Raw genomic sequence first — 24,645 nt, 5'->3', positions numbered from 1 at the left:
CCATCCTCTTATCATAACACCCCATTTTCAATATAACCAAACTATTAGCTAAAAAAGCCAAACTATATAAAATAGTTTGGCTTTTCTTGCCTCATCAAACACTTATCCCTTTTTTTAAATCCCATTTTTTTAATGAAACAAGCTCTAACTCCTTATCAGCGAAAAATGATATGCCTTTTGAGTTTTCACCTGGATATATCCTTCCAGTCATTACCTTTTCACCATGATTTATAAATACTTCTACAGATGAACGATCTATAAAAATTTGCAAATGCAACTTGTTATTTTTAAGTTTTACAGGAGCTTTTCGAATGCCGCCTGGCCCCACACCAGAGGAATTACGGTCCAAAACTAGCTCTTCTTCTTTGCTATGATAAGTTAGGACAGTTTGTTCCGTTTCTTCCTCATTTGCTCGGAAATAAATGCCAAAAACATTTGCATCTTTTAAATCTACTTCTAGCTCTAACTCTAGACAATCTCCTTCTACACCTTTCCATTCTTTTCTTTCTTTCAATATTTCATGATCAAATTCTACACATGTCATACGAAGATTTGATAATTCAGGTACAGGTTTTGTTAGAAGCTGCTTACCATCAAAAGTTAATTCTCTTGGCACAGTCATGGCCCCTGACCAATGGTTATCTTGCTCCGGCATTTCACTTTCCCACATCGCCATCCATGCAATCATGATTCTTCTACCTTTTTCATCTATGGTAGTTTGCGGTGCATAGAAATCAAAACCATAATCAAGTAAATGGAAAGAACCATGATCCAGTTTACCAGTGGAATAATCAAGTTTACCATAAACATACCCAGCTTGATGTAAATTATGATATAGACTTCCTTCTGGATGTACACCTTGTGGAGACATTACTAAAAAATCATATCCATTAAGACGGAAAATATCTGGACACTCCCACATAAATCCGAAGTTACCTTCTCCTTTTGCTGCAATATTTAAAAATTCCCAATCCAGTAAATCTTTAGATCGATATAAAAGGATTTGGCCTTTTTCATTCTTCGTTTTCGAACCTAAAACGCAATAGTAATAGTCCTCATGTTTCCATACCTTTGGATCTCTAAAATGAAATGGATGAATATCTCCTTCAGGGGTATTCGATATAACCGGATTGTTGCTTATTTTTTCAAAATCCAACCCATCCTCACTTACTGCTAGTGCTTGAACTTGATAAAGATCCTCATCCGGATTATCGCCTGTCCATGTATTGCCTGTATACATCAAGTACAACTTTCCATCCTTTTCTATTGCACTCCCTGAAAAACAACCATCTTGATCATAATCTTCACTAGGAGCCAAAGCGATTGGCAAATGCTCCCACACTGCAAGATCTTTGCTTTTCACATGCCCCCAATGCATAGGTCCCCATTCAACACCAAATGGATGATGCTGATAAAACAAATGGTATTCCCCCTTATAATAAGAAAAACCATTCGGATCATTCATCCAATTCGCAGGCGGACTAATGTGAAACTGCGGTCGCCAATAGCTCTCGGGTAATTGTTTATAAGTTTCTTGAATCGCTTGATTAGCTACGTTTACTTTTGATCTTTTTTCTACATGCTGCATGAAACCACTCCCATACTATATGAACATTAAAATACTATTTTAATTTGTAAACTCTCGCTTCATATGGTTTTAAATGAAAAATCGATGGTAAATCAGATATATTTACAGAGTAATTGTTTACTAACAATTCACCCTTTTTTTGCAGTAAATGTTTTGGTAAGTTAACTTTTGTTAATGTCGGAAATAAATTTGCAAAAATTACGATGGTTTCCTTGTTAAATGTGCGTGTATATGCAAATACTTGGCCGTGTTCTTCAAGTATTAGTTTGTAATCCCCATAGACAAGCGTGTCATTTTCTTTTCTCAACTCGATTAATTTTTTATAGTAATGATATATGGAGTCTGGATCTTTTAGAGATTTTTCCACATTTATTTCTTTATAATTCGGATTAACTTTTAACCATGGCTCACCAGTTGTGAAGCCAGCCTGCAACTCTTCATTCCATTGCATTGGAGTTCTAGAATTATCGCGGCCAGTTTTCCAAATCACATTCATTACTTCCTCATGACTTTTACCTTCCTCTATTTCTTCATTATATAAATTGTGGATGGCCACATCATTATAATCATTGATTGAATGAAACTGGACATTGGTCATACCGATTTCTTGGCCTTGATAAATAAAAGGGGTACCTTGCATATTAAAATAAAGAGTAGCCAAACATTTCGCTAACTCTTCATGGTATTTTTCTCCATCTCCCCATGTCGAAACAGACCTAGGTAAATCATGATTTTCTAAGAATAAGGCATTCCAACCGATACCATCCAACCCTTCTTGCCATTTAGATAAAGTTTCCTTTAAAGCATGAATATCTAATGTATCAGTAGTTCCTTTCCCCCAAAGGTCAAGGTGTTCAAATTGGAAAATCATATCAAAGTAACCATTTTCTTCTCCAACCCAATCTTCTGCTTCTTGTATGGTAACACCATTCGCCTCTCCAACAGTCATGATGTCATAATGACTAAATGTTTCTTTCGTTAATTCTTTCAAAAATTCATCAATACCTGGACGATTCATATGACCATCTAATGAAGGAACATATTTTTTATCATTTGGATTAGGCAAATCAGGAAATCCTTTTTCTTTTTTGATATGCGAAATGGCATCAATTCTAAACCCATCGATTCCCTTGTCTAGCCACCAGTTAATCATTTTATACAATTCTTTTCGAACTTCCTTATTCTCCCAATTTAAATCTGGTTGTTTTTTAGAAAAGACATGCATATAATATTCTTCTGTTTCTTCATCCCATTGCCATGCAGATCCGCCAAATATCGACTCCCAATTATTTGGCTCCTTCCCATCTTTTCCTTCATGCCAAATATAAAAGTCTCGATAAGCATTATTCTTTGAAGATTTCGATTCAATAAACCATGGATGCTCATCAGATGTATGATTGATGACTAAATCCATAATTAATTTCATACCCCGTTGATGAACTTCCTCTAGTAGTTGATCTAAATCTGACATTGTTCCGAATTCTGACATAATTCCTTTATAATTACTAATATCATAACCATTATCATCATTAGGTGAATCATATACAGGACATATCCAAATAACATCGATGCCCAAACCTTTTACGTAGTCTAATTTCTGAATTACACCTTGTAGATCCCCTATACCGTCTCCGTTTGAATCATAAAAACTGCGAGGATAAATTTGATAAGCTACAGCTTCCTTCCACCATACTCTACGCATTTATATCTACTCCTAAACCTTTTATTTTTTATTTAACAGCTCCGTCTGATACACCTTCAATAATTTGTTTTTGTGCAAAGAAATAACCAACAATTACTGGAATAACTGCAAGTGTTAAACCCGCCAGTGCTAAGTGCCATTGTTTGGTATATTGTCCAAAGAAAAAGAACATTTTTAAAGGAATCGTTGCGTTAGATTCGCTCAATACCAATGATGGCAATAGATAATCATTCCAAATCCAAATGACATTTAGAATTGCTACGGTAACGGATATCGGTTTTAATAAAGGAAAAATAATGTACCAGAATGTTTGTAATTTGTTTGCACCATCTATGATTGCAGCTTCATCTAAACTTTTAGAAATCCCTGTCATAGCACCGTGATACAAAAAGATAGATAAACTACATCCAAAACCTAAATACATAAAAATCAAACCAGCATGGTTTAACATTTCAACTTTACCAAAAAGTGATACAAGCGGTATCATCACCGATTGAAATGGAATTAACATCGCTGATACAAATATGAGAAGCAAAACACCACTAAGCTTGCTTTTATTCCTTGCTAGTGCATAACCAGCCATTGAAGAAAAGATGATTATAACCGCAACACTTAAACCTGTAATTAACACGGAATTAAATAGTGACCTTAAAAAAGTAAGGTCTATAAAAGCTTGTATAAAATTATCTATCATAAAGCTATCAGGAATACCTAGAACTCCTTCGAAAATCTCTCTTTTCGTTTTAAATGCATTAGCAATCATGAGATAGAATGGAGAGAGCCATAGCAAACCTAATACTAAACCAATCAATTCTATTATTAATATATTTTTCCTTTTGGTCTTCATTACATGTCTACCTCCCTTTTCTTATTGTAATATACTTGTGTAATAGCTATGATTGCTACAATTAAGAAGAAGATAATCCCTTTTGCTTGCGCGTACGCCATTTCGTTTTCAGTAAATGCCGTTCTTACTATCTCCATGGCTACCATTTGTGTCGAATTAAAAGGCCCGCCATCTGTTAAAGACAAGTTCTGATCATAAATTTTAAATGAATTGGATAGAGTTAAAAACATACTGATAGTAAATGCAGGTGCAACTAACGGAAAGGTAATATTACGAAATCGCTGCCAGCTATTTGCACCATCTATTTCAGCTGCTTCTATTAGTTCAGATGGTATATTTTGCAAGTATGCAATATAAATAATCATAATATACCCGGCCATTTGCCAGCACATGAGGATAACAAGCCCCCAAAAACCTGTATTTGTAGTGGATAACCAACCACTTAAAGCAGAAATTCCTAATGCCTTTCCTATATCATCAAAAACGCTAATAAAAATAAACTGCCATATAAAGCCCAATATTAAGCCACCGATTAAGTTTGGCATAAAGAATATTGTTCTTAAAAAATTACTAGATTGGATTTTTCTTGTAACTAACAGCGCTAACACTAACCCTAAGATATTTAATAAAATAACGGACACAACAGAGAATTTTATTGTGAACCATAAGGCATTTATAAACTCACTGTCTTTAAAAAGGTTAATATAGTTTTCCAATCCTAAGAAAACATTAGCTGTTAATCCATCCCAGTCTGTAAATGAATATACTAAACCATACACAAACGGAATAATAACTACTAAACTTAAACCTAATAATACTGGTGTTAAGAAAAGCCAGAACGATAAATCTCGGTTGCTCATCTTGATCACTCCTTGCTATCATTTTTTATACTTTGCACTTATAAATTTTAGCTGCGTCGAATAGGCATTCAACTAAAATTTTAATTTTTCTGGTGAAAGAAAATAAGCCAACAAAACAGATTTACGAAAATCTTTTGTTGGCTTTTCTTTTACTTCACAAACTGCTTAGTTACGTCCTTCTTCCCATTTTTGTATGGAATCCTGTATTAATTCTTCCCATGTCATTTTTCCGCCTACATACTTTTGCATATTGGCTCCAACTATATCTCCCCAAGCATTACTAGGAAAACCTGCAAAAACCCATCCAATTGTATCTCCATTAGAAGAGTACTCATAAATTTCTTTAGATAGCGGATCTGCTATTTTCTCAGCATCATATCCCTCGTATGCAGGGATAAAGTTAAAGTCTGACAGAACTGCCTCTTTTCCTGTTTCTGATGTATACATCCAATCCAAGAAATCTTTTGATGCTTGTATCACATCATCATTACTATTATTATTCACAGCCCAATAATTTGGGATCCCAACCGGTAGTTTACCCTCATATCCTTCTACAGGAATAGGAATAATGCCCATATTATTTGCAGCAAAATCCTCGTCCATCTGTTCAACAGAAGGATATATCCAGTTTCCTTGTTGAATCATAGCAACTTGCCCTAATGAGAAGTACTCTTCTACCTGTTGGGAATAGTCCAAGCTCAATACAGGCTGAATTGAGTAATTCGTTTGTAAATCAAACATTTTCTGCAATTCATCACTTTTGTTAAATTGAACTGTATCGGCATTATAAGCTTCAAGTACGTTATTGTTGAATTCAGGAGCTAAATATACATTAGCTAAGTGATTACCGCCTACCCATTTTTCCTTTGCTGGATATGCAAACACTTCTTCTATACCTAACTCATTTTTTTGTGCATCTAATGTTTCTACTGCACTCTCTAAGTCTTCATATGTCGAAATTTCTCTGGGATCGATTCCTGCTTGCTTAAAAACATCTTTATTGTAAATCAAACCATAACCTTCTTGGTTGAAAGGCAACCCATATACAGCATCACCTTCCTGTACACTTGAAAGACTGCCTTCAAGAGCTAAACCAGCTGCTTCTGTGTCTGATAAATCTGCTAAATAATCTTCAAACTGTTCTGCTTCTGATGGACCTGCAATACTGAAAATCTCTGGTTCTTCTCCAGAGGAGAATCGAGTTTTTAATGTTCCTAAGTAATCACTTCCTCCACCTACACTAGTAATCTTAATGTCTACATTAGGATTATTTTCCTCGTATTTTTCTGCTAAGGCTTCAAATTGATCAGCAAATTCCACTTTCCCCTGATAGATCTCAATGGTTATTGTATCTTCAGAATTACTTGCGGACTCTCCTTCCTCAGCAGAACCACACCCTACCATTAAAGAGATTGCCATAATGATGGCTATGAATCCTTTACTATAAAGATTTATCGCTTTCATAATGTGTCACACCCCTTAATATATTATGTTTGAATCGTTTTCATAGGTGAATTATAAATTATGTCGAAAAACATGTCAATCGTTTTCATATATTTTTCGGATATACCACTATTTACTTTAATTTAAATAGCAATTAATTAAGTAATAAACATATGAAAACGTTTGACATATATTTTATAATATATAATATGATTATTAAGGAGCATCCTTTTACTAAGTCAACAAAGAGGGATCGTGATACAATAAAATAAAATGCTTTTTAATGGGGGTGAAAAAGTAATATGACAAGTATTAAAGATGTAGCAAAACATGCAGGAGTATCTGTAACGACTGTTTCGAGAGTAATGAATAACAGAGGTTATATAGGTAAGGAAACTCGACAAAAAGTCGAAAATGCAATGAAAGAACTAAATTATCAACCTAATGAAATCGCACGTTCATTACTTAGAAATCAATCATCTATCATAGGGGTAATAGTCCCTGACTTAAGCCATCCCCTATTTTCGGAACTAATCAATTGGATAGAATCTTACGCAAATGATAAAAATTACAAGATACTTGTCTGTAACTCTTTACAAAATTCTGAGAAAGAACTAAATTACATAAGTATGTTAAAGCAGAATAGAGTAGATGGTATCATCATGTGTAGTCACTCTTTAAATGTAGAGGCTTACCGTAACCTTTCTATGCCTATTGTTACCTTTGATAGAATCTTATCCAGTTCTATTCCTTATGTAGCAAGTGATAATTATTTAGGCGGAGAAAAAGCTACTAAACACTTAATCGAACAAGGTTGTAAAAATCTCATTCATATTTCAGGGCCTTTGCAATATGATTTGCTGCCAAATAGAAGAAGTGATGCCTTTCAATTAACTTGTTTAAGGTCTAATATCAATGCAAAAATAATTGAGGGAGCACATATAAAAGCTACATTTGAAGAGAATTGGAAATTTATTGATCAACATATTGCACCTTACTTAAAAAAATATGATGGAGTTTTTTGCAGTAATGACATAATGGCATATACTCTTTATGTATACGCTTCAAAAATGGGGGTCAAGGTGCCTGATCAACTTAAAGTTGTTGGATATGATCATCACAGTTTCACAAGAATGTTACAACAACCAAAGTTGACAACGATTGCACAGCCAATAGACAAAATAGGTAAAGCTTTATGTTCTACACTTATTCAGCATGTCGAAAGTCCTGAGCTCCCCGAAAGAGAGAATACAGTGTTTGATGTCGAGTTAATTAAAGGAGATACTACTTAATGATCTAATAGGAGAAAGAGAAAGGGGCCCTCTCTTTCCAATTCTCCCTACAAGAATTTTTCGTAATTCGGATATACTCCTCCTTCATTATAAAGAAAAACTTGGCTATCCGCCAGGCCTTATGGCGCAGTGCGGCAGCCTAGTTGCCCTTATCTATATTCCTAAATTTGTCCACTACGTTGAGATTGCTTCCTTGCTGACAATTTATACTCTCCTATACGGGTACAAAAAAGAGGGAGCTCACTCCCTCTTCTTATTCATCCGCTACTTCGGAATATTCTTTTCTTGAAACCGATAAGTTGTCATTTATTTTAGATTCGCTATTGGCTGCCACATTATCAAGCATACCTTTTAAATCTACACCTGATACATCCTTTAAAGTATCTGGCAGTTGACTCATTAAGTTCGTCACATAACTACTCATACGAGCGGCACCATCACTATCGCCTTTTCCGTTATCTACGACTGTTACCTTATCAATAGAACGAACTGGCTCCGCAATTTTACCTGCGAACTCAGGAAGCATATTGATAATCATTTCTAGGATAGCAGCTTCTCCGTATTTCTCCATTGCATCGGCAAGCTTCTCTTTCGCTTCCGCTTCTGCTAAACCTTTTTGACGAATAGCATCTGCTTCCGCTTCCCCATCTAAACGAATTTGAGCTGCTTCTGCCTCAGCACTTTTGACTTGTGCCACTTTATCCGCTTCTGCTTTTTGCTCTGTTGCATAACGTTCTGCTTCTGCCTTTTTTGAAATCTCTGCTTCATATTGACGTTGCTTTCTTAATACTTCTTTTTCATCGATTTCAATTTGCTTGTTCTTTTCTACTAACTGTACGTGCATTTCTTCTTGTTTTACTTGCTGCTCTGACTTAGCACCTTGCAGCTTATAAGCCATATCCGCTTCTGCTTTTGCTGTGTCTTGTTCGCGCTTATAAGAGGCTACTTTTAATTCTTTCTCTTTCGTAGACTCTGCAATCTGGGTTTCGCTTAATAATTCCGCACCTTGACTTTCTCTTTCTGCTTGAGCCTTTTGAATACGAGCATCGCGCATAGCATTCGCTTCTGCTATTTGTGCGTCTCTTTTTACTTCTGCAATACGCGGTTTACCTAATGCTTCTAAATATCCATTCTCATCCTGCACATCTTTGATCGTGAAAGAAACGATTTGCAGCCCCATCTTCTTCAAATCAACAGCTGCTTGGGTTTGGACTTCTTGGGCAAAACGTTCACGATTTTTATATATTTCTTCTACTGTCATGGTACCTAATATCGCTCGCAAATGGCCTTCAAGCACTTCTTGTGCTTCTCCACGCAACTCCGAATCATCTTTTCCTAGAAATTGCTCCCCTGCTGTCGCAATACCTTCTGTCGTACTTTGCACTTTAATAATAGCTGTACCGTCTGCCATTACAGGCACACCATTTTCGGTATATACATTAGGAGTAGAGATGTCTAGGCTGTGGGACCGAAGACTAATATTCTCTTTTTGTTGAAAAATTGGCAGAATAAAAGCACCGCCGCCTCGGACAATCTTAATTCCACTGCCATCATCGGTCTTATGTACATTTTTACTTCCTAGAAAACTACCTGTCACAATCATAGCGTCATCTGCGCCCACGGTTTTATATCGTGCAGCAAAAAGAATTCCAAATGCGACAATGACAGCTACAATGACACCAATCACAATCAAAAAATCCATGTTATTCCTCCTATCATTTTATAAATCTGTTAATTCAGAAACATACAATACGTGGTCCCTTACTTGTACCACAACTATTCTCGTACCTTGTTTAATCTCCTTTTGGTCAAAACTAGAGGCTGTCTCACTGCGACTGCCATTAGTAGATTTAATAAAGACTTCCCCCATCCCTTTAGCTGGGATAGTGGTGATTACCTCTCCTGCTTCCCCTTCTAAATCATACATCGATATGGAAGTGGAAGATTCCGCATTAGTCATCGGAATCACAAGGAAATAATAGATTAGAAAATAGGCACCAATGCCAAATAATAAGCTAACGAGTAGCACTAATACATGATTTAAGCCAGAATATTTTGTTAATAAAACACCCGATCCTGCAATAACGGATAAAGTACCAAATAACAAAAGAGGGTTTAAAAATTCTCCAATGCTATCAAACAAGCTATCTAGTATACCATCTAACACGTTCCCTAAAAAAAGGAAGATAAGTGCAAATCCGAGACTCCCCCATAACAGCCACCAGTAAATATCAATTACTCCAATCACAACACACTCCTTTTTAAAGATCTTTCACTTATATATACGATACACACAGCAAAAGGTTTCAATATTATAGAAATAATAGTATTTTTTTCAATTTAACTAAAATAAGGTATTTAAAAATTTCCAATAATAGTATATAATGTAATCAGTTAAATAATTAACTAGGGGAGTCCAATAAGCTGGGCTGAGAAAGAAACGCGTGGAAGTTTCTTGACTCTTTGGACCTGATCTGGATAATACCAGCGTGGGGAAGTTAGATAGACTGCATTTTTTTATGCTGCATACTTCTACATAAAGCCGGGTCCGTTTCTAAACGGATGCGGCTTTTTTACTTCATATTTCTCCAACTTTTTCTAGATCTCGTCCTTTTCATTTTTAAAAAAGAAAAAGGAGAGACGAATTTATGTCACAATCAACACTAAATGAAAAAAACATTTCCATCATGTCTAGTTTTTCGGGAAGCAAAAAGGTTTATGTGGAGGGATCACGTCCCGATATTCAAGTTCCGATGCGTGAAATAGAACAGCATCCAACAACCGGAAGTTTTGGCGAAGAAGAAAATCCACCATTCCGTGTATATGACACAAGCGGACCATATACGGATAAAAATTATAACGTAGACTTAACAAAAGGGCTTCCGCCTATTAGAAGTACTTGGATACATGAAAGAAGCGATGTAGAAGAATATCAAGGGAGACAAATCAAACCAGAAGATAACGGTTATCGTCATGTCCATGATCCCAGAGGAAATACAGCTGAATTTCCTGAACTAAAACGAAAGCCGCTTAAAGCGAGAAAAGGAAAGAATGTAACCCAATTACACTATGCTAAAAAAGGTATAATCACACCTGAGATGGAGTTCATCGCCATAAGAGAAAATTTAGATCCAGCGTTTGTTCGAGATGAAGTAGCACGTGGAAGGGCCATCATCCCAGCAAATGTGAACCATCCAGAAACCGAACCAATGATTATAGGCAGAAACTTTCATGTTAAGATTAATGCTAATATTGGAAATTCTGCCGTCTCCTCTTCCATCGAAAACGAAGTAGAGAAGATGACATGGGCTACAAGATGGGGAGCTGACACGATGATGGATTTATCGACAGGTAAAAATATTCATACAACAAGAGAGTGGATTATCCGAAATTCGGCTGTGCCAGTTGGAACCGTTCCGATATATCAAGCGTTAGAAAAAGTACATGGGGTTGCTGAAGATTTAACTTGGGAAGTTTATCGAGATACCTTAATCGAACAAGCCGAACAAGGGGTCGACTATTTTACCATCCATGCCGGTGTTTTGTTAAGATACGTGCCGCTTACTGCCAAAAGGGTAACAGGTATCGTTTCTCGCGGCGGTTCTATTATGGCACAATGGTGTCTTTACCATCATGAAGAAAGCTTTTTATATACTCATTTTGAAGACATTTGTGAAATTATGAAGACATATGACATTGCCTTCTCCTTAGGTGATGGTTTAAGACCAGGCTGTATTGCAGATGCTAATGACGAAGCTCAATTTGCTGAACTAAAAACACTTGGTGAATTAACCAAAATAGCCTGGGAGCATGATGTCCAAGTGATGGTGGAAGGTCCTGGACATGTACCGATGCATTTAATTAAAGAAAATATGGACAAACAATTAGAAGCCTGCGATGAAGCACCTTTTTATACACTTGGGCCTCTTACGACGGATATCGCACCTGGTTATGACCATATCACATCAGCAATCGGGGCTGCTATGATCGGCTGGTATGGAACAGCGATGCTATGTTATGTAACACCAAAAGAACATCTTGGTTTACCGAATAAAGATGATGTGCGTGAAGGAGTCATTACTTACAAAATAGCGGCACATGCTGCCGATCTTGCGAAAGGGCATCCAGGTGCACATAAACGTGATGATGCACTATCTAAAGCTCGTTTTGAGTTTCGCTGGAGAGATCAATTTAATCTGTCTTTAGATCCTGAACGAGCGCTCGCTTATCATGATGAAACATTACCAGCAGAAGGAGCTAAAACCGCTCATTTCTGTTCCATGTGCGGCCCTAAATTTTGCAGCATGAGAATTTCTCAAGATATAAGAAACTATGCAAAAGAAAATAATCTCGATACACAAGAAGCTATTGATAAAGGAATGAAAGAAAAAGCAAAAGAGTTTAAGGAAAAAGGAAGTAACATTTATCAATAGGCGTTCAAAAACAAGATGCTGTCTCTAAGTTAACGCAACTGGAATATACAAGAGTCCAAGTATATTCCAGTTGTTTATACAGTGCACTTCATTTCATAATTCATTTATATACCAAATATAAAATCTTTCCCATAGTAAAGAGATATAAAAATAAGCCCTAACAGAACCATGTATTCTATCGTCCCGCCTGTTTTTGCCGTGATCGGAAGTCGTACTGTTAATTTAATAGGATAAAACAGTTGAATCCCTCTTTTCGTTACGGCATCCAATATAAAATGACTGCACATTCCAATTAAAACTCCCATAATGATAGATTGATTACTAATAAACATGGACAACAACACTTTTGTCAGCAATAAAAAAAGCAAGCTATGTGTAAAGGTTCGATGACCAAATAATGCATTCACTACCTTAGAAAGGAGTGGGAACTTCCGACCTATTTTACTGCCTCCATGGCAAATATCAGGGATCAATCCACCAATTGCTCCAGCTGTTATACACATAACAGGGTCATAATTGGTTACATGAGTTGCTACAACAGTCGAAGCTATTCCGCCCATTATGTGTGTCTTTCCTGTCATCTTCTCCGTCTCCTTCTAACTTTTATATTTTTGCTCACTTCCATGAGCATAGCATTCTTTACCTTGCATGACTATATATAAAATCATTTAAACCCTTTCCATCACTTAAGAAATCCGCCCATTTTTTATCATTGCGTATGCAAGAGTCAAGCATAAACGACAAAAGTTAGCTAATCATCACTCGGATTGTAGAAGTAATACAAGAAAAACAGATTGACGCATTATTTGTAGAAACAAGTCTTTACAGATTCGCTTGGAGAAGCAGGGGACACCTATATAAAAATGATGGAATCCAATATCCAAACCATTTCGGATGGATTGACAGAATAAAAAAATAGAGGCGGATGTTCACCTCTATTTTTTTATTCCTTTTTTCTTTTTTAAGATCGCAAACCCCTTATCAGCTAATTGCAGTCCTTTATCATTTGCCTCTTTACCATGCAGTAATATCACTTGATAACCCTTTTGATCAATAGAAAAAAGACTAGTCTTATTTTGATTATTGATAGCAATTACAAAAGTCTCATCTCCCCACCTTTTTTCATACACCAATAAATCAGGATGTTCTTGGAATGTCATGGTACCTTGGCTTAATGCCTTTGAACTTTTTCTTAATTGAATGAGTTCTTTCACGAAAGACAATAATTCTTTATCCTGCTTTTCTTCCTCCCATATCATACAGCGACGGCAGTCTGGATCATTTTCGCCAGTCATTCCAATTTCATCCCCATAGTAAATACAAGGACTACCTGAAAACGTAAGCTGGAACAAAAATAATAACTTCAGCTTTTCTTTGTCTTCACCTGCTTGATTCAATACTCTAGCGGTGTCATGACTTCCTAATAAATTAAAAGTTGCTTCATGAACATTTTTGGGATATATATGCAACAATTCTTCTATACCTTGTCTAAAACGCTGTAAATCGATGGTCTCTTTTGCCATATAATCTAAAGCATAATCTGTAAAAGGATAGTTCATGACAGCGTCGAACTGATCCCCTTGCAACCATGGCATAGAATCATTCCATATTTCCCCTAATATATAGGCATCTGGTTTGACTTCTTTTACGACCTTCCGAAATTCTCGCCAAAAAGCATGGTCAACTTCATTCGCCACATCTAGCCGCCAGCCATCAATATTACATTCTTCGATCCAATAACGCGCAACACCTAACAAATATTCTTTTAGTTCTGCATTTTCTGTGTTTAGCTTTGGCATCATATAAGTAAAAGCAAAAGTATCGTAGTTAGGAATTGGTTCTGTTTTAACCGGAAATTCATGAATATGAAACCAATCTTTATATCGGGAGGATCCCCCTTTTTCTAACACATCCTGAAATGGCGCAAAATAAAATCCACTATGATTAAACACTGCATCTAACATCACTCGAATGCCTCGTTTATGACATTCTTTCACTAATTTTTTTAAAGTCTCCTTGGTTCCAAATTGAGGATCCAGTTCATAATAATCTATTGTGTCATACTTATGGTTACTGGTAGCTTTAAAAATTGGAGTAAAATAAATGCCTGATATCCCTAGTTCGACTAAATAATCTAAATGGTTGATAACACCTTGTAAGTCCCCACCAAAAAAACTATCTTGCTCAGGCTCTTTGCTTCCCCATGCTAGTGTACCTTCTGGGTCATTGCTATACTCGCCATTCGCAAAACGTTCAGGAAAAATTTGATACCATATTGTATCCTTCACCCAATCCGGGGCACGAAATATATCTGCTGGATTTAAAAATGGGAACTTAAATTGACTGGTTGTAACATTTTTCCTTTTATTAAAAAACCCTCGTTCTGTAAAATACAAGGTCTCCTTTTCATCCGTTAATTCAAAAAAATATTCTAATCTTCGGTTCGGAGGTGTTACTTCCGCTTCCCAAAAGTCATGCAGGCCATTAGACCCTGTTTTATACATAGAAATGACAACATTATCCCAGCCTACACCATTCCATGCAAATGGATCTCTGCAATGGACATTTACGTTTTTTACATCATTTTTTTTCGTTTGTAACCTTATATGAATGGTTTGCTCATCTCTTGCATAAGCAAAGTGATTCTTTGGACGGTGATAGATTGCTTCTTTTTGCATCATTTAGTCCTCCCAGTATAAATAGATAACATTTTTAACCTTTAGTCGCACCTGCTGTTAAACCAGAAACAAGGTAACGTTGTAATAATAAGAAAATCGTGGCAATAGGTAACGCAATCAAAATCGCCCCTGCCGCAAATCGAGTAAAGTTATTAGCAAATTGATCATTCACAAAATTAAATAACCCAAGTGCTAATGTGTAATTTTCAGAGCTTCTTAAAATGATCCTAGGCAAAATAAAGTCCATAAAAGGAGCCATGAAATTAAATAATGCTACTACTGCTAAAATAGGCTTCGCTAACGGTAACATGATTGTAAAAAGAATTCGGAAGTGTCCTGCTCCGTCAATTCTTGCCGACTCATCCAATTCACGCGGGATTGTATCAAAATACCCTTTTACAAGGAAAGCGTTCATAGGGATAGCTCCCCCTACATAAACGATAATTAAACCTACTAACGAATCTAAAAGACCTACTGTATTTAATAGAATATAAAGAGCTACCATCGCCATGAGTACAGGGAACATTTGCAACACTAAGAAAGCATACAACCCATTCTTTCGACCTGCAAATCGATATCGTGAAAATGCATATGCTGTCAATGACACAAACAATACAGAGAAGAATGAAGTGGCTGTTGCCACAATTAAAGTATTTTTATACCATAACAAATAATCACTTCTCGGATCGAAGAATAACCATTTATAGTGAGTGAACGACCAATTTTCTGGAATAATGCTCGCACTATATAGACTAGATGATGGATTCAACGAAAGGCCGAGTGTCCAAATCAGTGGGTAGGCAATCACCACAAACATAATCCCAATAAACAAGTAAATACCGGTTACTTCAAGTGTATTCTTCATTTTACGTGACATTAAATATTCCCCTCCTCTTTAAACGAACGTGTACGACGGAATTGGAAAAAAGCAGTTCCAGCAACAATAAACCCAATGATAATGGATATAGCTGCCGCCATATTATAATTCTGTGACTCAAAAGTTAAACCATATACCCAAGAGATCAAGATATCTGTACCACCAGCATTTTGACCGCGTACAGCTGGTCCTCCTTGATTAAATAGATAAATGATATTAAAGTTATTAAAGTTAAATGAATACTGCATAATCAATAGTGGTGCTGTTGCAAACATCACGTGCGGAAAGGTAATGTTGGTAAATTTTTGAATACGTGATGCACCATCAATATCTGCAGCTTCATACCAGTCAGCTGAAATACTTTGTAGAACGCCTGTAAATAAGGCAAATACAAATGGAAAGCCTAGCCAAACTTGAATCATAATTAACGCTATCTTTGAAAAGAAAGGATCTGTCATCCACGGAAGGCCAGAACCTAATAGCGGAGTTAGAATGTCACGGTTGATCGCACCGAAATTATCGTTAAAAAGAGCTGCAAAAATTAGGATCGTGACAAATCCCGGGACTGCCCATGGCAATATCAAAACCGTGCGAATGAACTTTTTCCATTTAATTCTTGGATCGTTGACAAGTAACGCTAGAAAAAAGGCTAAGGCAATCTGCAATGTAGTCGCCACAAATGTCCAGATTAATGTCCAAATTAATACACTAAAAAATGTATCTCTCCATATAGGTACCGTCACTAATGAAATGAAATTTTCAAAACCTACCCAACTTAATAGATTTTTGGGTGGTGCATTGTATAAATTATAGTCCGTAAATGCGAGAAATCCCATAAACATAAGCGGAAAAGCCACAACGAAAATCAATAAAAATAACCCAGGACTGACTAGTAAATAAGGAAATCCTTTATCCCATGCATTTTGAAACCCTTCGCGAATACCGGGTACTTTCCAGCCTTCCTTGATTTTTTGCGCGTCTTTATACGCATCGACAATATTAGCTATATAAAAAGTGAGCGCAAATCCAAGCAATATAATAGATATGATACCCTGCGACAATAACACACGCGAGTCATCTAGACCTGGTATCTCTCCTAAGGTAAAAAGCCCCCAAATCCCTATATTGATAAAACGGCTGCATGTAATCAAAAAAGCTATAAATATAGCTATAAATATAAACCCTTTTACATATCTACGATTATAAGCTTGTCCTAAACCTGGAATAATCGAGAGAAATGCGGCTAATCTCGAGTTGTGTTGCTCTGTTTTCCCAGTCATAATAGCTACCTCCTATTAAAAGATAAGGATGAAAAGTGCATACGACACTTGGCACTTTCCACCAGATCTACTAATCTATTGACCCGATTGCTGTAATGCAATCTCTTCTTCGATTTGCGCTACCGCTTCTTCTAATACTTCTTTAGGATCATCACCCTGACTAATAAAGTTCAGCGCATCCCCCATTGGCTCCCAAACTTGAGACATTTCGGGAATACTTGGCATTGCCTCTGCATATTGTGCTTGTTCTAAGAAGCTAGCACGTAATTCATCGTCAATTTCCACATCTGTACGAGCAGGTAATTCGCCAGCTGTTTCAAAGTATGTTAAAGAGCTGTCTGCATTTGTCATAAACAGTGCTAAATCTGTTGCCTCTTGCTTATAATCGGTAAATTCAGAAACAAGCCATCCTTTCACACCAGCAAAAGAATTTAAAGGCTCTCCATCTTTTGTTGGCAATGGAGCTGTTGCTAGCTTATCTCCCAAAGCCTCTTTATAATCTGGGATTGCCCAAGGCCCATTAATAGCTACTCCCACTTTTCCGTCTACAAACAATCCATTTAGAATGTCTGCATTTAGACCTTCTGGAATGTATTCATTTTCATACCAAGATTGAATAGCTTTCGCACCCTCTACCACTTCACCTGAAGCTAAACCAATGTCATCAGGTTGCACAACGCCCTCTTCATTGGTTCCAAACACATAACCACCAGTTGCAGTCAAAAACGGATACGTAAAATAAAAGTTATTTGCTTCCATAAGAAATCCGTATTCATCATTACTAGGATTTGTTAGATCCTCTGCGATGCCTATAAGATCTTCCATTGTCTCAGGCGCTTCTAATACTAAATTTGTATTGTATAATAGGCTATAAGTTTCTGTTACAGCAGGCAATCCTAGTAATTCTCCTTCATAGGTGAACGCCTCCAAAGCACCTTCTGTATAGCCTTCTAATTGTTCATCTGTAAGCTCAAGGCTTGCTGCTAAACCTTGTAAGTATATATCCCCTAATCGATCATGCGGTTGATAAAATAAATCAGGACCATTTCCAGATGGACCATCCAATGAGATCGCTTCCGTTTGATCTAGCATAGAAAAACTAACTAATTCTACTTCAATCCCTGTTTCTTCTGTGTATCTAGCCGTAATTTCCTCGTAAGCATCAATTTGCGATTCGTCATCATTAACCCAAACCGTGAGTGTTTCTGGCTTTTCAGAACCTTCCCCTTCTGCATTGTTTTCTGTCTGTTCTGTTTCACGGTCTGGCCCGCAAGCTGCTAAGGTTACGAATAACATGGCTGAAAATATCATAGATAAAATAGACTTTTTGAACATCATTGTTTCCTCCCCTTTTTTAAAAAATGAAGCAATCGTTTGCACTAAATCCACAAAAAATAACAACTACTAACTTATAAGGAAAACGATTGCATTTGTTGTGATTTTTATTATAAGACTAATATCTACATAATTCAATACTTTTTTTCTTTGTTTTTTTAATTATATAAAATTTTACAAGTAAAACCTTATATTCTTGTGCAAACGTTTGACTTTTAAATGGCAAGGATGTACCTTTAATAAAGCATTTACTATGTCAACTTGAGGTGAGTCTATGGATAGGCAAAGAAAAAAACTTACATTATTTGCTCTCACTTGGCCTATTTTTATTGAAATTTCCTTACATATGTTAATGGGAAATGCGGACACCCTAATGCTTAGTCAATATGCAGATCATGCTGTTGCTGCTGTTGGAGTATCTAACCAAATTTTATCCGTCATTATTGTGATGTTTGGATTTGTCTCCCTTGGTACTAGTATTATCATTGCCCAATACCTAGGGGCTTCTAATGAAAAAGCGGCCATTGAAGTGGTAACCATCTCCTTAATAGCCAATTTCATTTTTGGTTTGGTGGTAAGCGTTTTATTTTTATTTTTCTCACATCCTATTTTATCCATGATGAATTTATCAGCTGATGTACTGGACTCCGCCAAATTCTACCTGAGAATGGTCGGCTCCTTTCTTTTTTTACAATCTATTATCATGACAATCGGGGCAACTATACGTAGCTACGGCTTTACCAAGGATGCTATGTATATCACGCTAGGTATGAATATCATTAACGTCATCGGGAACTACCTGTTCATTTTTGGCCCATTTGGCTTCCCTGTATTAGGAGTAGAAGGGGTAGCTATCTCGACAGCCGTCAGTAGAGGTATAGGAGTGATAGCGTTATTACTCGGTCTACTAAAACGAATCGACCATACACTTACACTAGGTAAACAATATAGAAATCATTTAAAGAAATTGCTTTTTATTGGCATCCCATCTGCTGGGGAACAGCTTGCCTATAACGGTTCACAAATGGCCATTACCTATTTTATTACCATGCTAGGAACTGAAGCAATAACTACAAAAATATATACTCAAAATATTAGTATGTTTATTTTTCTATTTACCATTGCCATCAGTCAAGGCACCCAAATATTGGTCAGCCACTTGGTTGGAGCAAAAGAGAGAGAAAAAGCCTATTATCGTTGTTTACGCAGTTTAAAGATTGCGATCTATATATCACTTACTATCACGGTTATTTTCACTATTTTTTCAGACTTTCTCTTTCAAATTTTTACAACAAACGAAAAGATTGTTTCGATGGGTGGAATGTTATTGCTTCTGACCATTCTATTAGAACCTGGCCGTTCCTTAAACATTGTAGTTATTCATTCACTTCGTGCAGCAGGAGATGTAAGATTCCCAGTTTATACAGGGGTTTTATCTATGTGGGGAATTAGCGTTCTATTAACCTATATTTTAGGGATTGAACTGGAGTTTGGTTTAGTTGGTGTATGGTTTGCTATGATCGCTGATGAATGGATTCGTGGTGTTATAATGCTTTTAAGATGGAGATCGAGACGTTGGCAACACATGAATCTTATTTCTCAAAAGAAATAAAGAGAGACGTCCATCATGGAAAAAGAGGAACTCCGGGAGCGATATCGAATTCCCCTTATGTAATACAATTGGATCTATTGCTTTTATACGTTACTATTCGTTCTTCATTTTTATTCAAATCTTTTCAGGGAGAACGGACTGATGTCGAACGCAGGTTGTCCATCTCCTGTAACTAATTGACTAAGCATCTCTCCCACCACGCTGCTGAATTTAAAGCCATGACCAGAAAATCCAGTTGCAATCACCACATGATCATGGTTAGGGTGTCTATCAATAATAAAATCCCCATCAGGTGTATTAGTGTATGTACAAACTTTACCGATTTTATGCTGCCCAACTTGTGGCATAAATTGTCTAGCAAGGTTTATTACATCCCGCCAGTCTTCATCATAAGACCCAAATGTCTCTGGAGGTTTTCTCATATCTCTTAACTGGCCACCATCATGCCGTCCCATTTTCACACCTGCTTCGTGTACACTAGGAAACCCATAATAGGTTTCATCAGGTAATACAAAAGAAAAAGCAGGGAAATTACGAGAATGATAGGTACATTCATCCGCTTCAAACCAGGAGAAAGTTTTCCTCACTTCTTGCAAAGGCAACTCTAAATCAATAAGGGAAAGAATCTGCCTAGTACCAGCACCTGGAGTTAAAATTAAGAAATTAGCAGTAAAGCTTTCTTTTCCTACACCTACTTCTACACGGTTATCCAAAATAGAAATAGATCGTACTGCCGAATCCACTTTCATTACCGCTCCATGCCTACATGCTTCTTTTTTATACGTGCTAACCACATTCTCGCTTAATAAAACACCCGAATCTTTTTCAAAGCATCCCATGTAACTATCTGGTAAATGAAATCCATTCCATCTCTGATTGATTTCATCTGCTGATAGTTTTTCCACGTTTAGTGAATAGTTTTTGGCGCTTTTGATGACATTTTGCATAAATACGGAGTGTGACTGTCCAATATTCAAAACGCCTGTTGGAATAAAAATCTCTTCATCTGATAAGTCATGTAATTCTTCCCATAAAGCTTGTGCTCTTAGCGCCATATCAACATAGGCTTCCCCTTCTCCATAGGCATGCCGAATAATTCTTGTTTCACCGTGATGCGAGCCATCTGTATGCGGTGGATCACCAGCATCTATTAATAAAACACTTTTTCCTTGTTTAGCTAAATAGTAACCAGCTGCCATTCCCATAGAGCCAGCACCAACGATAATCACTTCGTAGTCCATTTCATTACCCCCTTTGTTCCGACTACCTTGATCTTCATCAGATTAACTAGAATCATACATGCATAGTTTGCAAAATTCAATCATTTATTTAATACCAAAATCTTATAAAGCATACAAAACCCACTGAACAGATCACTATCCAGTGGGTTTACGATTATGCCAATTCTTCGTGCACTTCATCTTCTTTTTGTCTTTGTTTCTTGCTTTTCCAAATCTTTGCGATTTCTTCTAAAGATTTATTTTTCGTTTCCGGTACAATCGTCATGACAAAGGTAAAGCAAATCACGTTAATCACTGCGAACATCCAGAATGTAAAAGTGCTGCCCATGTTATTAATCAGTACAGGCGTAAATTGACCAATTGCCCAATTTGCTCCCCATAAGAAAATGGTAGCAATACCTACCGCCTTTGCACGCAGGTGATTCGGGAATATTTCTGGAATCATAATCCAAGGAATAGGCCCCATAGACACACAAAAGGATGCCGTAAATCCTGCAATTAAAATAATTAGTAAGACCCCTGCATTAGCAGGTTCAAAATGGAATACGCTTCCGATTAACAGCATAAAAACTGCCATTAAGCTGGAACCAATTGCCATTAATTTCTTTCTGCCTAATTTATCAATTAAAAAGATCGCGATGATCGTGAAAACGACTTGTACACTACCGATAATACTTGTTGCTAAGAACTCTGTATTATTTTCAAAACCTACACTGCGGAAAATATCTGGGCCATAATATGTCACCGCATTCATACCAATCACTTGGTTAAACAAGGCAAGGAAAATCCCAACACCCATCGCCATTCTTAAACCTGGTTTTACTAACTCCTTAACAGAGCTGCTCTTTTCTACTTTAATCGATGCTTTAATATCTTTTTCTTCTTTTTTCGCTATTTCTGCACCATTAATGCGCTTTAATATTTGATATGCTTCTTGATCTTTTCCTTTTTGAATTAAATATCTCGGACTTTCTGGTATAAAGAATAATAAGAATAAAAAGATAACGCCTGGAATGGTTCCATAACCTAGCATCCAACGCCATCCTAGTTCAAGTCCCCATTCATACGTCCCACTATTTGCTACACCATAATTAATATAGAAGGTTGCACAAATACCAAAGATGGTGAAAAGTTGATATAAAGAACCTAATCTACCACGGATCGCAGGAGGCGCACACTCACTTATATACGTAACCGATAATGCAGACGCAAAACCAATCCCTAATCCGCCAAGAATTCTGGCAAGTACTAATGTGGTAACATCAATTGCAAAGGCAGACCCCAACGCGGAAATAATAAAGAATATAGCAGAAACCATTAACAACTTTTTACGACCATATTTATCACTTAGAAATCCTGATAGTGCAACACCTGTGACACCACCAATCATGACACAAGAAATAACCCATCCTTCCATTGCAGGGCTTAAATTGTATAATTCCTGTAAATAACCAATAGCTCCTGAAATAACCGCTGTATCAAACCCGTATAAAAGCCCGGCCATTCCAGCAGATGCTGCAATTAATATGACATACCAAAATGAATGTTTCTTTTCCATGATATAACCCCCATTATGTTGAATTTGATATAGCTTCCGTTTAAAGCAAAAGTTGCAAACACTTTCCTTATACGCTTTCATCATTTGTTAAAGCGCTTGTAATTTTCAGCTGTATTCAATTTATCATGTATACACTTTCATAAGAGCACATTCATCTTCACTTTTTTGCGAAGTACTAGACAATCTTGTTAAGGGGTTACATTTTTTCTTGGCTAAAAATAAAAGATTACCGGTCACTTTTATCGATTTATCGGTCAGTTTTTCACATTTATCGGTCACTCGATAATCTAGCATAAAAAAACGACCTATTAAGGTCGTTGTTACTGATATTTCATCCTGTATTCACTTGGGCTTAAGCCTGTTTCTTTTTTAAACACTCGACTAAAATAGTTAGGGTCTTTATAGCCAATATTTAGTGCAATTTCTTTCAATGGTGTGCTGCCATTCAATAAAAATGCTTTAGCCTTATCTATTCGAACGTTTGTTAAATATTCGACAAAAGTTACTTGAAAGTGCTCCTTAAACAGTTTGCTTAAGTAATAAGAGCTCAAACCAACTTTTTCCGCTACCTCTTCCAAAGTTATCGCAGTATGGTAATAACTTTCGATATATTCTTTCGCATTAATCAGTAACCCTTGAACTCCTTTTGATCTCCAGGTATCCAATTGCTTTAGCACGGATAACAAATGTGCTTTCGCAGCTTCTTTTACTTGTGTGGTTGTCTCAAAGCACGCAACACTCATCTCTAGATCATGATCAAAGCCCAATTCCTTTGTCACTCGTGTTAGCACAATAAAGAAATTTTCTACTGCTTTTTTTACAAGTCTTATTTGATAATCCGCATTTTTTTGAATCCATTGAAAATAAGACTCAAAAGCCTGCAGCCCTGTTTGTACATCCCCTTGCTTAATTGCCTCTAACAAAGCCTTTTCTTTTTCAAAAGGTAAAAGCTCTTTTCTTTTATCTTCTAATTTAGAGTCATAGGTTAAATAGGCGGCACTCGGATGACTTTGCACTAATTCCAAGGCATAGACTGCTTCTTCATAAGAACGTGAGAATTGTGCTAAATCCGTTACCGTTGCTCCAACACCTACAAAAAGCTTACATTCTCGCAAATTACGCTGGGCATCATGAATCACGTTCCGTGCAAATTCGTCTCTTTGCCCTGCTTCCACATTTTCATGCAAGCATTTCACAAATACTGGGACTTGGAAACCTGTTAAAGGACCGATGAAGCAGGAATGCTCTTGCTGTTCTAGTGATTGTTTTAATACTCTATACCACTCACTTTTTTGATTGCGATCAGGTCTCATTTGATCGGAATGAAAGGAAAAAACCACTACAAACCCTTTCGTTTCATCAAGATTCAACCATTCCTTCCAATCCTCTCTACTGAATTCATGCACATAATCCATCATAAGGGATACAATGAACTCCATTTCTATTAAGGAGCTTGCTCGTTCTAAACGATGCTTTATATTCACCTTATCTTGTACTTGTTGTCTTTCCTTTTCTACTTCATCTGCCATTCTGTCATAAGCTTCTAAGACTTCTGACACTTTACTTGGTTTTAATAAATACTCTTTCACTCCAAATTTCATCGCTTTTTGAGCATATTGGAACATGTCAAAAGCAGATACCATAATACATTTTGTGTTAGGGAGATGAGACAGTATCTTTTCAATCGCCACTAAACCGTCAAATTCTGGCATTTTGATATCCATAAAAATAATATCTGGTTTTTCTGACAAAGCGCAGTCAACAGCCTCTTTCCCATTTTGCGCTTCTGCTACAATGTCAAAATGAGAGCGATTCCTGCTTAATATCATTCGAATGCCCTCACGTTCAATCGATTCATCATCGACAAGCATGACTTTTATCATGATAAGGCTCCTTTCC

The 24,645-nt window shown here is 36.7% G+C and carries 18 protein-coding genes and 1 riboswitch; of the genes, 3 read left to right on the top strand and 15 right to left on the bottom strand.

Translation table 11 applies throughout. The features are described 5' to 3' along the window. Nucleotides 1-94 precede the first annotated feature (94 nt). The 5 genes from GHD00_RS13945 to GHD00_RS13925 all read right to left on the bottom strand — a co-directional run bounded on the left by GHD00_RS13945 (nucleotide 95) and on the right by GHD00_RS13925 (nucleotide 6,461). On the bottom strand, nucleotides 95-1,588 hold the full coding sequence (locus tag GHD00_RS13945) for a glycoside hydrolase family 32 protein (protein ID WP_163538765.1): 1,494 nt from the start codon (nucleotides 1,586-1,588) through the stop codon (nucleotides 95-97). A 34-nt stretch (nucleotides 1,589-1,622) separates the two neighbouring features. Beyond that, on the bottom strand, nucleotides 1,623-3,290 hold the full coding sequence (locus tag GHD00_RS13940) for a glycoside hydrolase family 13 protein (RefSeq protein WP_163538764.1): 1,668 nt from the start codon (nucleotides 3,288-3,290) through the stop codon (nucleotides 1,623-1,625). Nucleotides 3,291-3,318: 28 nt separating this feature from the next. Beyond that, the gene (locus GHD00_RS13935; protein ID WP_163538763.1) at nucleotides 3,319-4,137 is read right to left on the bottom strand and encodes a carbohydrate ABC transporter permease; all 819 of its coding nucleotides are present in this window, start codon (nucleotides 4,135-4,137) and stop codon (nucleotides 3,319-3,321) included. Then, nucleotides 4,137-4,997: a carbohydrate ABC transporter permease gene (locus tag GHD00_RS13930; RefSeq protein ID WP_163538762.1), complete on the bottom strand. Its 861-nt coding sequence runs from the start codon at nucleotides 4,995-4,997 to the stop codon at nucleotides 4,137-4,139. The genes GHD00_RS13935 and GHD00_RS13930 overlap by 1 nt, the downstream gene beginning before the upstream one ends. Before the next feature lie 165 nt (nucleotides 4,998-5,162). Then, nucleotides 5,163-6,461: an ABC transporter substrate-binding protein gene (locus GHD00_RS13925; RefSeq protein WP_163538761.1), complete on the bottom strand. Its 1,299-nt coding sequence runs from the start codon at nucleotides 6,459-6,461 to the stop codon at nucleotides 5,163-5,165. A 281-nt stretch (nucleotides 6,462-6,742) separates the two neighbouring features. Between GHD00_RS13925 and GHD00_RS13920 the strand changes: the two genes are divergently transcribed. After that, nucleotides 6,743-7,732 (top strand): LacI family DNA-binding transcriptional regulator, encoded by a 990-nt coding sequence (locus tag GHD00_RS13920; protein ID WP_163538760.1) that lies wholly within the window; start codon nucleotides 6,743-6,745, stop codon nucleotides 7,730-7,732. Nucleotides 7,733-7,985: 253 nt separating this feature from the next. Here the strand turns inward: GHD00_RS13920 and GHD00_RS13915 are convergent, their stop codons facing one another. Next, the gene (locus tag GHD00_RS13915; protein WP_163538759.1) at nucleotides 7,986-9,434 is read right to left on the bottom strand and encodes a flotillin family protein; all 1,449 of its coding nucleotides are present in this window, start codon (nucleotides 9,432-9,434) and stop codon (nucleotides 7,986-7,988) included. Between the two features lie 18 nt (nucleotides 9,435-9,452). Then, a complete protein-coding gene (locus tag GHD00_RS13910; protein WP_163538758.1) occupies nucleotides 9,453-9,980 on the bottom strand; it encodes an NfeD family membrane protein in 528 nt (175 codons plus the stop codon). Nucleotides 9,981-10,130: 150 nt separating this feature from the next. Beyond that, nucleotides 10,131-10,245: riboswitch (TPP riboswitch) on the top strand. A gap of 135 nt (nucleotides 10,246-10,380) precedes the next feature. On the opposite strand from GHD00_RS13910, the gene thiC reads away from it, so the two are divergent. After that, the gene (gene thiC / locus GHD00_RS13905) at nucleotides 10,381-12,165 is read left to right on the top strand and encodes a phosphomethylpyrimidine synthase ThiC (RefSeq protein ID WP_163538757.1); all 1,785 of its coding nucleotides are present in this window, start codon (nucleotides 10,381-10,383) and stop codon (nucleotides 12,163-12,165) included. Between the two features lie 104 nt (nucleotides 12,166-12,269). On the opposite strand, the gene GHD00_RS13900 is transcribed toward thiC, so the two are convergent. The 5 genes from GHD00_RS13900 to GHD00_RS13875 all read right to left on the bottom strand — a co-directional run bounded on the left by GHD00_RS13900 (nucleotide 12,270) and on the right by GHD00_RS13875 (nucleotide 18,335). Then, nucleotides 12,270-12,746, bottom strand: coding sequence for a metal-dependent hydrolase (locus GHD00_RS13900; protein WP_163538756.1), 477 nt, complete (start codon nucleotides 12,744-12,746; stop codon nucleotides 12,270-12,272). A 354-nt stretch (nucleotides 12,747-13,100) separates the two neighbouring features. Further along, on the bottom strand, nucleotides 13,101-14,843 hold the full coding sequence (locus GHD00_RS13890; protein WP_163538755.1) for a glycoside hydrolase family 13 protein: 1,743 nt from the start codon (nucleotides 14,841-14,843) through the stop codon (nucleotides 13,101-13,103). A 34-nt stretch (nucleotides 14,844-14,877) separates the two neighbouring features. Beyond that, on the bottom strand, nucleotides 14,878-15,720 hold the full coding sequence (locus GHD00_RS13885; protein WP_163538754.1) for a sugar ABC transporter permease: 843 nt from the start codon (nucleotides 15,718-15,720) through the stop codon (nucleotides 14,878-14,880). Next, the gene (locus tag GHD00_RS13880; protein ID WP_163538753.1) at nucleotides 15,720-17,000 is read right to left on the bottom strand and encodes a sugar ABC transporter permease; all 1,281 of its coding nucleotides are present in this window, start codon (nucleotides 16,998-17,000) and stop codon (nucleotides 15,720-15,722) included. Before GHD00_RS13880 ends, GHD00_RS13885 begins: the two co-directional genes overlap by 1 nt. Before the next feature lie 75 nt (nucleotides 17,001-17,075). Further along, nucleotides 17,076-18,335 (bottom strand): sugar ABC transporter substrate-binding protein, encoded by a 1,260-nt coding sequence (locus tag GHD00_RS13875; protein WP_163538781.1) that lies wholly within the window; start codon nucleotides 18,333-18,335, stop codon nucleotides 17,076-17,078. Between the two features lie 274 nt (nucleotides 18,336-18,609). On the opposite strand from GHD00_RS13875, the gene GHD00_RS13870 reads away from it, so the two are divergent. Then, nucleotides 18,610-19,947: an MATE family efflux transporter gene (locus GHD00_RS13870; RefSeq protein WP_163538752.1), complete on the top strand. Its 1,338-nt coding sequence runs from the start codon at nucleotides 18,610-18,612 to the stop codon at nucleotides 19,945-19,947. A gap of 110 nt (nucleotides 19,948-20,057) precedes the next feature. On the opposite strand, the gene solA is transcribed toward GHD00_RS13870, so the two are convergent. The 3 genes from solA to GHD00_RS13855 form a co-directional block, all read right to left on the bottom strand. Further along, on the bottom strand, nucleotides 20,058-21,188 hold the full coding sequence (solA, locus tag GHD00_RS13865) for an N-methyl-L-tryptophan oxidase (RefSeq protein WP_163538751.1): 1,131 nt from the start codon (nucleotides 21,186-21,188) through the stop codon (nucleotides 20,058-20,060). Between the two features lie 154 nt (nucleotides 21,189-21,342). After that, nucleotides 21,343-22,746 carry a sugar porter family MFS transporter gene (locus tag GHD00_RS13860; RefSeq protein ID WP_163538750.1) on the bottom strand — a complete coding sequence of 468 codons (1,404 nt, stop codon included), beginning with the start codon at nucleotides 22,744-22,746 and terminating at the stop codon, nucleotides 21,343-21,345. Between the two features lie 320 nt (nucleotides 22,747-23,066). Then, nucleotides 23,067-24,629 carry a helix-turn-helix domain-containing protein gene (locus GHD00_RS13855; RefSeq protein WP_163538749.1) on the bottom strand — a complete coding sequence of 521 codons (1,563 nt, stop codon included), beginning with the start codon at nucleotides 24,627-24,629 and terminating at the stop codon, nucleotides 23,067-23,069. Nucleotides 24,630-24,645: the final 16 nt, after the last annotated feature.

The sequence above is a fragment of the Gracilibacillus sp. YIM 98692 genome, assembly GCF_010993965.1.
In the GTDB taxonomy this organism is placed as follows: domain Bacteria; phylum Bacillota; class Bacilli; order Bacillales; family Amphibacillaceae; genus Gracilibacillus.
Note: the sequence above shows the minus strand (reverse complement) of the source record. Positions and strands in the feature narration are given on the sequence as shown.

Bases quoted from the DNA above. Each gene is read 5' to 3' on its own strand.
- GHD00_RS13945 (WP_163538765.1), bottom strand. From the start codon at position 1,588: ATGCAGCATGTAGAAAAAAGATCAAAAGTAAACGTAGCTAATCAAGCG.
- GHD00_RS13940 (WP_163538764.1), bottom strand. From the start codon at position 3,290: ATGCGTAGAGTATGGTGGAAGGAAGCTGTAGCTTATCAAATTTATCCT.
- GHD00_RS13935 (WP_163538763.1), bottom strand. From the start codon at position 4,137: ATGAAGACCAAAAGGAAAAATATATTAATAATAGAATTGATTGGTTTA.
- GHD00_RS13930 (WP_163538762.1), bottom strand. From the start codon at position 4,997: ATGAGCAACCGAGATTTATCGTTCTGGCTTTTCTTAACACCAGTATTA.
- GHD00_RS13925 (WP_163538761.1), bottom strand. From the start codon at position 6,461: ATGAAAGCGATAAATCTTTATAGTAAAGGATTCATAGCCATCATTATG.
- GHD00_RS13920 (WP_163538760.1), top strand. From the start codon at position 6,743: ATGACAAGTATTAAAGATGTAGCAAAACATGCAGGAGTATCTGTAACG.
- GHD00_RS13915 (WP_163538759.1), bottom strand. From the start codon at position 9,434: ATGGATTTTTTGATTGTGATTGGTGTCATTGTAGCTGTCATTGTCGCA.
- thiC (WP_163538757.1), top strand. From the start codon at position 10,381: ATGTCACAATCAACACTAAATGAAAAAAACATTTCCATCATGTCTAGT.
- GHD00_RS13900 (WP_163538756.1), bottom strand. From the start codon at position 12,746: ATGACAGGAAAGACACACATAATGGGCGGAATAGCTTCGACTGTTGTA.
- GHD00_RS13890 (WP_163538755.1), bottom strand. From the start codon at position 14,843: ATGCAAAAAGAAGCAATCTATCACCGTCCAAAGAATCACTTTGCTTAT.
- GHD00_RS13885 (WP_163538754.1), bottom strand. From the start codon at position 15,720: ATGTCACGTAAAATGAAGAATACACTTGAAGTAACCGGTATTTACTTG.
- GHD00_RS13880 (WP_163538753.1), bottom strand. From the start codon at position 17,000: ATGACTGGGAAAACAGAGCAACACAACTCGAGATTAGCCGCATTTCTC.
- GHD00_RS13875 (WP_163538781.1), bottom strand. From the start codon at position 18,335: ATGTTCAAAAAGTCTATTTTATCTATGATATTTTCAGCCATGTTATTC.
- GHD00_RS13870 (WP_163538752.1), top strand. From the start codon at position 18,610: ATGGATAGGCAAAGAAAAAAACTTACATTATTTGCTCTCACTTGGCCT.
- solA (WP_163538751.1), bottom strand. From the start codon at position 21,188: ATGGACTACGAAGTGATTATCGTTGGTGCTGGCTCTATGGGAATGGCA.
- GHD00_RS13860 (WP_163538750.1), bottom strand. From the start codon at position 22,746: ATGGAAAAGAAACATTCATTTTGGTATGTCATATTAATTGCAGCATCT.
- GHD00_RS13855 (WP_163538749.1), bottom strand. From the start codon at position 24,629: ATGATAAAAGTCATGCTTGTCGATGATGAATCGATTGAACGTGAGGGC.